This is a genomic window from Bacillus haynesii, assembly GCF_014042035.1.
Classification (GTDB): domain Bacteria; phylum Bacillota; class Bacilli; order Bacillales; family Bacillaceae; genus Bacillus; species Bacillus haynesii.
Window position 1 is genome coordinate 354,746 of sequence record NZ_CP059494.1, and the last position, 11,178, is coordinate 365,923.

Annotated in this window: 12 protein-coding genes; all 12 read left to right on the top strand. The window is 46.4% G+C overall.

Going from position 1 to position 11,178, the window contains the following annotated elements:
- Positions 1-60 precede the first annotated feature (60 nt).
- Positions 61-2,115 (top strand): HD family phosphohydrolase, encoded by a 2,055-nt coding sequence (locus H2R00_RS01790; protein WP_234113243.1) that lies wholly within the window; start codon positions 61-63, stop codon positions 2,113-2,115.
- Entirely contained in the window at positions 2,112-2,588 is a 477-nt protein-coding gene (gene ybeY / locus H2R00_RS01795) for an rRNA maturation RNase YbeY (protein ID WP_182070354.1), read from the top strand. The genes H2R00_RS01790 and ybeY overlap by 4 nt, the downstream gene beginning before the upstream one ends.
- The gene (locus tag H2R00_RS01800) at positions 2,566-2,946 is read left to right on the top strand and encodes a diacylglycerol kinase family protein (protein ID WP_154994354.1); all 381 of its coding nucleotides are present in this window, start codon (positions 2,566-2,568) and stop codon (positions 2,944-2,946) included. Before ybeY ends, H2R00_RS01800 begins: the two co-directional genes overlap by 23 nt.
- 132 nt (positions 2,947-3,078) lie before the next feature.
- Positions 3,079-3,489, top strand: a complete 411-nt coding sequence (locus H2R00_RS01805; protein WP_043928563.1) for a cytidine deaminase — start codon at positions 3,079-3,081, stop codon at positions 3,487-3,489.
- On the top strand, positions 3,470-4,375 hold the full coding sequence (era, locus tag H2R00_RS01810) for a GTPase Era (RefSeq protein WP_023855242.1): 906 nt from the start codon (positions 3,470-3,472) through the stop codon (positions 4,373-4,375). The genes H2R00_RS01805 and era overlap by 20 nt, the downstream gene beginning before the upstream one ends.
- Positions 4,376-4,537: 162 nt before the next feature.
- Positions 4,538-4,681, top strand: a complete 144-nt coding sequence (locus H2R00_RS01815) for a YqzL family protein (protein ID WP_003183626.1) — start codon at positions 4,538-4,540, stop codon at positions 4,679-4,681.
- 37 nt (positions 4,682-4,718) lie between these two features.
- Positions 4,719-5,489: a DNA repair protein RecO gene (gene recO, locus H2R00_RS01820; RefSeq protein ID WP_182070355.1), complete on the top strand. Its 771-nt coding sequence runs from the start codon at positions 4,719-4,721 to the stop codon at positions 5,487-5,489.
- A gap of 331 nt (positions 5,490-5,820) precedes the next feature.
- A complete protein-coding gene (gene glyQ, locus H2R00_RS01825) occupies positions 5,821-6,708 on the top strand; it encodes a glycine--tRNA ligase subunit alpha (RefSeq protein WP_003183621.1) in 888 nt (295 codons plus the stop codon).
- Complete coding sequence (gene glyS / locus H2R00_RS01830; RefSeq protein WP_182070356.1) at positions 6,701-8,740, top strand: glycine--tRNA ligase subunit beta; 2,040 nt, start codon at positions 6,701-6,703, stop codon at positions 8,738-8,740. The genes glyQ and glyS overlap by 8 nt, the downstream gene beginning before the upstream one ends.
- A gap of 197 nt (positions 8,741-8,937) precedes the next feature.
- A complete protein-coding gene (ccpN, locus tag H2R00_RS01835) occupies positions 8,938-9,576 on the top strand; it encodes a transcriptional regulator CcpN (protein ID WP_094777426.1) in 639 nt (212 codons plus the stop codon).
- A gap of 25 nt (positions 9,577-9,601) precedes the next feature.
- Complete coding sequence (locus H2R00_RS01840; RefSeq protein WP_154997315.1) at positions 9,602-10,414, top strand: pyruvate, water dikinase regulatory protein; 813 nt, start codon at positions 9,602-9,604, stop codon at positions 10,412-10,414.
- A gap of 263 nt (positions 10,415-10,677) precedes the next feature.
- The gene (locus H2R00_RS01845) at positions 10,678-11,169 is read left to right on the top strand and encodes a YaiI/YqxD family protein (protein ID WP_182070357.1); all 492 of its coding nucleotides are present in this window, start codon (positions 10,678-10,680) and stop codon (positions 11,167-11,169) included.
- The last annotated feature ends 9 nt before the right edge of the window (positions 11,170-11,178 follow it).

Below are 11,178 nucleotides of genomic sequence, written 5' to 3' on the forward strand. Positions count from 1 at the left end.
ATCCGCTTGGAAAACGGCCGCTTCCTTCCCGTCATTCTTTATGCGGCTTTATCCGCGTTGATGTTCATCCTGCTGTTTTTCCATGTAAGGCCCGAGTCCCTCGACCTCGATTTATTTTCGATCAGCGAGAATACGATCTATGCGCCGGCGACAGTCGAAGACCAAAAGGCAACGGCTAATAAAAAGCAGGAAGCGAGAGAGGAAGTTCCCGACCAGTACACCTTGAAAAAAGAGTACTCTGACAACAGGGTCGACCTTGTCTCATCGATATTCGACATCATTAAAGAAGTGAAAAAAGAAAGCGCAGAACAAGAGAAAAAAGACAAGCAGGCCCCATCTGAAAAAGACCAGATCAAATCTGTTGAAGAAAAGCTGACTTCTGATGTAACGGACTCGCTGTCACAGGATTCAGTCAAACACCTGCTGAGGGCCAGCGACGGAGAGCTTTCCATGACACAGGATTCCGTCATCACCGCCGTCAATGATGTGATGAGCAAAGAAATCCGCGCCGGAAAGCTTGATGAAGCGAAAGAACATGTAACGAAAGAACTGAAGGGCAATTCGATACCTTCAAAATTAAAAAACGCCGCTGATGAAATCGGACGCTTTGCGATCATTCCCAACTATGTATACGATCCCGACAAGACGGAGCAGAAGCGTCAAGAAGCGGCTGACAGCGTGCAGCAGGTACAGATCAAGCAGGGGCAGATACTCGTTGAGGAAAATCAGCTGATCGACAGGGAAGTCTATCGAAAGCTTGAATTGACAGGACTCTTGAGCGGAGCCAACATCTTCAAGCCTGTCGGCGGTCTGCTGCTTTTAATCGCGCTTTTCATTTCAGCATTGGTTTACTATTTCGAAAAACAGTACAGCAGCCGGATTCCGAAAAACAAGTCGCTCATGCTGTTTTCATTGATTACAGGGATCGTTTTAATCGTCATGGAAGTGATCAGCCTGTTTCAGCAGCTTGAAATCGGCCATATCGGCTATCTCGTGCCGATTGCGATGGGCGTGATGCTCATTAAACTGCTGATCAATGAAAGGCTGGCGATCCTGTCGAGCATGATCCTTTCCATTTGCGGAAGCATGATGTTTAACCAGGGTGTGACAGGCACGTTTAACTATGGAATCGGAACGTACTTCTTGATCAGCTCGATGGCGGGTATACTGTTTTTAGGGAAGCATAATGCGAGGGCGAAAATCCTCCAGGCCGGTTTGTTTGTCTCCCTGATCAACATCGTCGTCCTGTTTACCCTGCAGCTGATTCAAAACACGGCGCAAACCGGACTTGAGATGGGTACATACCTTGTCATGGGGGCGGTGTCCGGCATCGGATCGTCAGTTCTTGTTCTCGGGCTCATGCCGTTTTTTGAAAGCGGATTTGGCATCCTGTCCACGATGAAGCTTCTCGAGCTTTCAAACCCGAATCATCCGCTGCTCCGCAAAATTCTGACGGAAACACCCGGCACATATCATCACAGCGTTATGGTCGCGAACTTATCTGAGGCGGCATGCGAAGCGGTCGGGGCCAACGGGCTTCTGGCAAGAGTCGGCGCCTATTACCATGATATCGGCAAGACAAAGCGGCCCCAATACTTTATAGAAAACCAAATGAATATTGATAACCCGCATGACAAGCTTTCTCCGCAGCTGAGCAAAAACATTATCATTGCCCATGCGACAGACGGCGCCGATATGTTGAGGGATCATAAAATGCCAAAGGAGCTTGTCGACATCGCCGAACAGCATCACGGCACATCGCTGCTCAAGTTTTTTTACTATAAGGCGAAAGAAAAAGGCGATCAGACGACTGAAGAAGAGTTCCGCTATCCCGGTCCGAAGCCTCAGACAAAAGAAGCGGCAATCATCTCGGTGGCCGACAGCGTCGAAGCGGCCGTCCGCTCAATGCATAATCCGAACCCCGAAAGGATTGAAAAGCTGGTGCGCGGGATCATATCGGATAAGCTGCAGGACGGGCAGTTTGACGAATGCGATTTGACTTTAAAAGAGCTCAATACGATCGCGAAGACGCTCTGCGAAACGCTGAAAGGCATTTTTCATTCCCGGATCGAATATCCGGAAGCTAATCCTAAACAGAAGGTGAAACATACATGAGTTTAATTCTAGATATCACAGACGATACCGGACGCGTACCAGAAGACAGGCTTGCTGAAATTGAAAAGCTTCTTCAATTCGCAGCGGCAGAGGAAGGCGTCGCAGACGGCGCCGAAGTCTCGGTTACGATCGTCAACAATGAAGAGATACAAAAAATCAACAAAGAGTACAGAGGAAAAGATTATCCGACAGACGTCATTTCATTTGCCCTCGAAGAAGACGGCGAAGGAGAGATTGAAATTATCGGTGCTGACATGCCGCCCGTTCTCGGAGATATCATCATCAGCGTTGATAAAGCACAGGAACAGGCCGAAGAATACGGGCATTCACTGATGAGAGAGCTGGGTTTTCTGACGGTTCACGGCTTTTTACACCTCCTCGGCTATGACCATATGACAGAGGAAGAAGAAAAAGAGATGTTCACTAAGCAAAAGGAAATTTTGAATCGATATGGGCTCTCAAGATCCTCATAAACAAAACGAATGGCGCCGTCTGAAAATAAGTTTTTCAAACGCCTTTACAGGAATAATCAAGACGTTCATGTCAGAGCGCAATTTTAGAATTCACTGCGGAGCCGCCATCCTCGTGATCGCCTGCGGCTTTTTCTTCAGGCTGACTCTGATCGAATGGACCATCATCTTGATCCTGATCGGCGGAATGCTCGCCTTGGAGCTGATGAATACGGCTGTGGAGCATACGGTCGACCTTTTCACAAAGAAGAACCACCCGCTTGCAAAAGCGGCAAAGGACGCGGCAGCCGGGGCGGTTTGCGTATTTGCAGCCGTTTCGGGTATGATTGGGTTACTCATCTTTTTGTCAAAATTGTTTTGATGCCATGCCTTTCATTGTGCGCGATTCTTACAAAAATTTTACATTTGTGATTTGGGCGTGAAAAAGAAGCCATTTTTATGTAAAATAAAAGTGTTAGCGGTACCATAACCGCTATAGGAAGGAATACACACATTGACTAAACAAGAATTGATTGCAGAAGCTTTAAAAGCAAGGGAATTTGCATATGTTCCGTATTCGAAATTCCAAGTCGGCGCTGCCCTTTTGACTGAGGACGGCAAGGTGTACAAAGGCTGCAACATTGAAAATGCTGCATACAGCCTGTGCAACTGCGCCGAGCGGACAGCGTTGTTCAAGGCTTATTCAGAAGGGGAAAAGTCCTTTAAGATGCTTGCCGTCGCTGCGGATACGCCGGGTCCGGTGTCGCCGTGCGGAGCGTGCAGACAGGTGATTTCAGAACTTTGTTCACCAAACATGCCTGTCATCTTAACCAATCTGAATGGCCAAGTCAAAGAAATGACGGTTCAAGAATTACTGCCAGGAGCATTTTCATCGGAGGACTTACATGACACAGGAAAGCTTTAAATCAGGATTTGTCTCCATTATCGGACGACCGAACGTAGGAAAATCTACATTTTTGAATCGCGTGATCGGCCAAAAAATCGCCATCATGAGCGACAAACCACAAACAACAAGAAACAAAGTGCAAGGTGTGCTGACAACCGATACATCCCAGACGATTTTTATTGATACGCCGGGCATTCATAAACCGAAGCATAAGTTGGGCGACTTTATGATGAAGGTGGCGCAGAACACTTTAAAGGAAGTCGACTTGATCTTGTTCATGATCAATGCGGAGGAAGGCTACGGAAAAGGCGACGAATTTATCATCGAGCGCTTAAAAGGAGTCAAGACGCCGGTATTTTTGATCGTCAACAAAATCGACCGGATTCATCCGGATGAGCTTCTTGTGCTGATCGATGAGTACAGAACCAGGTATCCGTTTCAGGAAATCGTTCCGATCTCCGCCCTTGAGGGAAATAATATCGATACGCTTTTAAAGCAAATTGAGGATTATTTGCCGGAAGGTCCGCAGTTTTACCCGAGTGACCAGGTGACCGATCATCCGGAGCGATTTATCATTTCTGAGCTGATTCGGGAAAAAGTGCTGCATCTGACAAGGGAAGAGATCCCTCACAGCATTGCGGTCTCGATCGAGTCCATTCAAGAACGGGAAAACGGTTCTGTCTATGTGAGCGCGACCATCGTCGTCGAACGCGATTCGCAAAAAGGGATCGTCATCGGAAAAAGGGGCAGCCTGCTTAAAGAAATCGGCAAGCGGGCAAGAACCGATATCGAGGCGCTGCTCGGATCATCGGTGTTTCTAGAGCTGTGGGTTAAAGTGCAGAAAGACTGGCGCAACAAGATGTCTCAGCTTCGTGATTTTGGATTTAGAGAAGACGAGTATTAATTGGACAGAACTTGACCGCGCTTTAGTCGTGACAAAATCTCTCGAAATCAAAGATATATTAGAAAAAATTGTTTAACATGAAATGGAGGATACAAGGTCAAGATAATCTTAAGAATTTGGATGTTTAAAAAGCTAGTTATTAACAGAAAGGTGGGGCTTTTTATGTTGAATTTTACTTGGAATGTATTTTCACAAACAGGAAGCGTTGACACGTACCTCCTTTTTAAAGAATTGGAAAAGGAGAACCTGGAAAGACCCGAAGTACTTGAAGAAGAGCTAGCGCAAATTGACTTTCCAATTTTGTGATCATGCTTGACCCCTCCAATTTTTGGATGGTGCACATATGCTGACGAAATGTGAAGGTATCGTCCTTCGTACAAACGACTATGGTGAAACAAATAAAATCATTACGCTGTTGACGAGAGAACACGGGAAAATCGGTGTGCTGGCAAGGGGCGCTAAAAAGCCGAACAGCCGCTTGTCAGCGATTTCCCAGCCGTTCCTTTATGCTTCTTTTTTATTCCGTAAATCAGCCGGTCTCGGCACATTGGAGCAGGGCGAGATGATCGAAAGCATGAGGAATATCCGCGAGGATCTGTTTTTAACAGCATACGCGGCCTACATCGCTGAATTAATTGACAAGGGAACGGAGGAAAAGAAACCGAATCCGTTTTTATTTGAGCTGCTTCTTCAGTCAATGAGGAGGCTGAATGACGGTACAGATCCCGACATTATCGCCAACCTCATCGAAGTCAAAATGCTCAGCGTGATGGGGCTGTATCCGGAGCTGGATGAATGTGTGCACTGCAAAAGCAAAGACGGCACATTTCATTTTTCGATCCGCGACAACGGCTTTATCTGCCACCGCTGTTTTGCGAAAGATCCATACAGGATACCGCTGTCTCCCGCATCTGCCAGGCTGTTGAGACTGTTTTTTTATTTTGACCTGTCAAGGCTCGGAAATGTCTCGGTCAAACAGGAGACAAAGGATGAGCTGAAAAGAGTCATTCAGACGTACTATGACGAGTATTCAGGGATCTACCTGAAATCGCGGCGCTTCATGGAACAAATGGACAATATGAAAAAGATGCTGGGTGATGAAAACAAAAGTTGACAACCTCTTCATCTTTTTATAAGATCATGACATGAAGATTGGATTCAATAATGACGTTGCGTTGACGGAAAGAAGTAATTGCGCACGGCCTCATTGAAGCGACTCCGGGGCGGTGAAAGCCGGGGATGAGAGCGTAATGAAAGGCATTCCCTGAGCAACTTTTAAAAAAGAGGCTGAGACATTTCCTCTCAGCAATTAGGGTGGAACCGCGGGAGAACTCTCGTCCCTATGTTTGTGGGTAAACAAGCATAGGGACGGGAGTTTTTTTCTGCCCAAACCAGCCCTATGCCAAAAATTAAACTTGAAAACACGTTTTGTGGAGGTGCTTCATTTGAATATTCAAGAAATGATTCTGACCCTGCAAAAGCATTGGTCCAATGAAGGATGCGTACTTTTGCAGTCTTATGATGTAGAGAAGGGTGCAGGAACGATGAGCCCATATACATTTTTGCGGAGCCTTGGGCCTGAGCCTTGGAAAGTCGCTTATGTGGAGCCGTCAAGACGCCCTGCGGACGGAAGATACGGGGACAACCCGAACAGGCTTTATCAGCACCATCAATTCCAGGTGATCATTAAGCCGTCTCCCGACAACATTCAAGAGCTTTATTTAGATTCATTAAAAGCCCTTGGAATCGACCCTCTGGAGCATGATATCCGCTTTGTCGAGGATAACTGGGAAAATCCGTCGCTCGGCTGCGCCGGGCTTGGCTGGGAAGTGTGGCTTGACGGCATGGAAATTACCCAGTTCACCTATTTCCAGCAGGTCGGCGGGCTTGAGTGCAAACCGGTCTCTGTGGAAATCACATACGGTATTGAACGCCTTGCTTCTTACATTCAAGACAAAGAAAACGTCTTTGACCTCGAATGGACGAACGGCTATACGATAAAAGACCTGTTCAAGATGGCTGAATACGAGCATTCCGTCTATACGTTTGAGACATCTGACGTCGACATGCTGTTCGAATTGTTTGCAACGTACGAAAAAGAAGCAAACCGCCAAATGGATCAGGGACTTGTCCATCCTGCTTATGATTATGTTCTGAAATGCTCGCATACGTTCAACTTGCTTGACGCAAAAGGAGCGATTTCCGTGACGGAGCGAACAGGATATATCGCAAGGGTGAGAAACCTGGCCAGGAAAGTGGCAAAAACGTATTATGATGAACGCGAAAAGTTGGGTTTCCCAATGCTGAAGGAGGAAGAGGCTTCACATGAGTAATCAAGATTTGCTTTTAGAAATCGGATTAGAAGAAATGCCGGCGCGCTTCATGCATGACAGCATGACTCAGCTTGGTGAAAAGCTGGAAAGCTGGCTCAAGGAAAAAAATATTGCCTTCGGTTCCGTCAAACTGTATAACTCCCCTAGAAGACTGGCCGTTCTTGTCGAGAATGTGGCGGAGAAGCAGGATGATGTGAAAGAAGAAGCGAAAGGACCGGCAAAGAAAATCGCCCTTGATGAAAACGGCGAATGGACAAAGGCGGCCATCGGCTTTTCACGGGGTCAAGGAGCAAGTCCGGAAGATTTGTATTTTAAAGACATCAAAGGAACGGAATATGTATTTGTGCAAAAATTCCAAAAAGGTCAGGATACGTTTTCATTACTTCCTGAGCTCCGCGACTTGGTGACAAGCCTCCACTTTCCGAAAAACATGCGCTGGGGCAGCGAAGATTTGAAATATATCAGGCCGATTAAATGGATCGTCGCACTGTTCGGCAGTGAAGTCGTTCCGTTTTCAGTTGCTCATGTCGAAACCGGCCGCACAACACAGGGACACCGCTTCCTCGGAAAAGCAGCCGACTTGAGCGCACCTTCTGAATACGAAGCGGCACTTGAAAGCCAGTTTGTGATTGCTGATCCGGCCAAACGAAAGCAGATGATCGTTAAGCAGCTTGACGAACTGGCGTCTGAAAAGTCCTGGGACATTCCGAGAGACGAGGATCTGCTTGATGAGGTCAACCATCTGGTTGAATATCCAACGGTTCTGTTCGGTTCTTACGAAGAGGAATTTCTCGCAATTCCTGAAGAGGTGCTCGTGACAACGATGAAAGAGCATCAGCGTTATTTCCCTGTCAAAGATGAAAACGGCAGCTTGCTTCCTTACTTTGTGACCGTGCGCAACGGAGACAGCCGCGCCCTTGAAAACGTGGCGAGAGGGAACGAAAAAGTGCTGAGAGCAAGGCTTTCAGACGCCGCCTTCTTCTATAAAGAAGATCAAAAATTAAACATTGACGAGAATGTGAAAAAACTCGAAAAGATCGTTTTCCATGAAGAATTGGGATCGCTTGGAGACAAAGTGAGACGCACTGAGGCGGTTGCTGAACGGATCGCTGAAGTCATCGGAGCGGATCAAGAGACGGTGCAGCTGATCAAGCGCGCTTCACACATTTCAAAATTCGACCTTGTGACACACATGGTTTACGAATTTCCTGAGCTGCAGGGCATCATGGGTGAAAAATATGCGCGGATGCTCGGTGAGAAAGAAGAAGTGGCGCTCGCAGTCAATGAGCACTATATGCCGAGACAAGCCGGAGGGGAAACGCCTTCATCAATCGTCGGCGCCGTCGTCGCATTAGCGGATAAACTCGATACGGTCGCTTCATTCTTTAAAATCGGCGTTATTCCGACAGGATCTCAGGACCCGTATGGACTGAGAAGACAGGCGAGCGGCATCGTCCAAATCCTGCTTGACCGGAACTGGGGCATTTCATTCAAAGAACTGGCTGCGTTTGCCGGACAGGAAGCAAACAGCGAACTGCTCGAATTCTTTAAACAGCGCCTCAAATACGTATTAACAGCGGAAAACATCCGCTATGATGTTGTGGATGCCGTGCTCGAAAGCTCGAACCTTGAGCCGTATTCGGCTGTCAAAAAAGCCGCTGTCCTTGAAGCGGCTGCAGCCAAACCGGAATTTAAAGAAACGGCTGAAGCGCTGGCAAGGGTTATTTCGATCAGCAAAAAGAGTGAAACGAATGCCATCGACGCGTCACTGTTTGAAAACCCTCAAGAAGAGGAGCTTTACAAAGCTTATGAGGCATGCAGACAGCAAATAGAGACCCTTTACCAAGCAAAAGATTATGAGGGCGCCTTCAGTGAGCTGTCCAAGCTGAAAGAGCCGATTGAAGCGTATTTTGATCATACGATGGTACATGCCGAAGACGAAAGATTAAAAGCAAACCGCCTGGCGCAAATGGCAAGCTTGGCGGAGCTGATCCGATCTTTTGCAAACATCAATGCCATCATTGTAAAATAAACACCGCAGAAGACGGTTGCTGACAGGCTGGCAATCGTCTTTTTGCTCAAATCGATTTTTCACATCCTTGTCAAATTGTGCCTGTCTTTTTCATAGAATTCAATTGTAATTGCTGTTATTTTAGTCTTCATATGCGTTATAATATGTTATCGACTTTTATACATAACGAACGAATTGTGAGCTTCGGCTTAAAGGTGGTGAGTACGATCGAACTAAATAAACGTCAGGAGCATATTTTGCAGATTGTCAAAGAGAACGGGCCGATTACCGGAGAACATATCGCGGAAAAGCTGAATTTGACGAGGGCTACGCTTCGTCCGGATTTGGCGATATTGACGATGTCAGGATTTTTGGAAGCAAGGCCGCGGGTCGGTTATTTCTACACGGGAAAGACGGGCACGCAGCTGTTGGCTGATAAGCTGAAAAAGCTGCAGGTGAAAGACTTCCAGTCCATTCCGGTGGTCATTCATGAAAATGTCTCCGTTTATGATGCGATTTGCACGATGTTTTTAGAGGACGTAGGAACGCTTTTTGTCGTTGATGATAATGCCATCTTAGTCGGTGTACTTTCACGAAAAGACTTGCTCAGAGCCAGCATCGGCAAACAGGAGCTCCCTTCAATACCCGTCCATATCATTATGACGAGAATGCCGAACATTACGCTTTGCAGGCGCGAAGATTTCATTTTGGACATTGCCAAGATGCTCATCGAAAAACAAATTGACGCACTGCCTGTTGTAAAAGATACAGAAAAAGGCTATGAAGTTGTGGGAAGAATTACGAAAACGAACATGACAAAAATTTTAGTCGGCTTATCTGAAAATGAAATCATGTAGAGTGAACTTCAAATGGAGGGATATCATGAGTAATCGGACGATTTATGTTGTATCAGACTCTGTCGGCGAGACCGCTGAGCTCGTAGTCAAAGCGGCTATCAGCCAGTTTAACGGTTCATCCGAGCAGACAAATATCAGGCGGATTCCTTATGTCGAAGACCGCGGAACAATAAAAGAAGTGATCTCGCTGGCGCAAGCGGACGGCGGCATCATCTGTTTTACGCTTGTTGTCCCGGAGATTCGTGAATTTTTAATCGCCGAAGCCGAAAAGGCGAATGTCGTGTATTACGATATCATCGGCCCGCTGATTGAGAAAATGGAGTCGGTCTACGGCTTCAGCGCCAAATATGAGCCCGGCAGAGTCCGACAGCTGGACGAAGATTATTTTAAGAAGGTAGAGGCGATCGAATTTGCCGTGAAATATGATGACGGCAGAGATCCAAGGGGCATCTTAAAAGCGGATATCGTGCTGATCGGCGTGTCGAGAACGTCCAAAACTCCGTTATCCCAATACCTGGCTCACAAACGGTTAAAAGTGGCAAACGTTCCGATCGTTCCCGAGGTGGATCCTCCCGAAGAGCTCTTTACCGTTGATCCGGCTAAATGCATCGGATTAAAAATCAGCCCAGATAAGCTGAACCATATCCGCAAGGAGCGCCTGAAATCGCTCGGCCTCAACGACAAAGCCATTTACGCTAATATCAACCGCATCAAAGAAGAGCTTGAATTCTTTGAAAAGATCGTCGGCCGCATTGGCTGCAATGTTGTAGACGTATCAAATAAAGCAGTAGAGGAAACGGCCAACATTATTCACAACATGATGACAAAAAGGGTCTAAGAATAAACTCAGGACACCCCATCCTGGGTTTTTGCTTTGATGGTTTTGGGAAAAGTGAAAATGATAGCATCTTTAACCCATTTGTATTATAATAAAAAATTGTGATAAAATAATTAACTTTTAGGTTTAAGCTTAGTACAGAACGAATAAACTATTATGGGTATCGTGTCAAGAATTTCCCGAAAAAAACTTTCGACAAATTCTTATAGATCGATTAATTTTGAAACCTGTGTGATTTTGCCTGTATTTATAGCAGGAGATTGATGGAGGGATGGAGAATTAGTCTTCTTGAAAAAGAAAGGACGATTTTTGTCGATGCAGACGCATGCCCGGTGAAAGATGAAGTGCTCAAAACAGCGGCGGATTTCGACGTAAAGGTGGTATTCGTGGCTTCATTCGAGCATTTTCAATTCACAAGGAAAGCAGAAGAGAATTGGACATATGTCGATCCGCACAAAGAAGCAGCGGATCTGTACATTGCCAACCATGTTCGACCAGGTGATGTCGTCGTTACACAAGATATCGGGCTGGCATCGCTTTTGCTTGGCAAAAAGGTCTATGTGATGTCGGAGAGAGGCTATCTTTTCGAAGAGAACTCCATCGATCATGCTCTTTTCCGCCGTCACGTCGCACAAAAATTGAGAAGAAGCGGACGTTACACGAAAGGCCCGAAAAAACTGGTCAAGGAAGACCGAGAGCGATTTGTCAAAGAGCTGCAAAAAATCTTGTCGAAAATTGAAGGATTTACGTACTAAGCAGCGAAT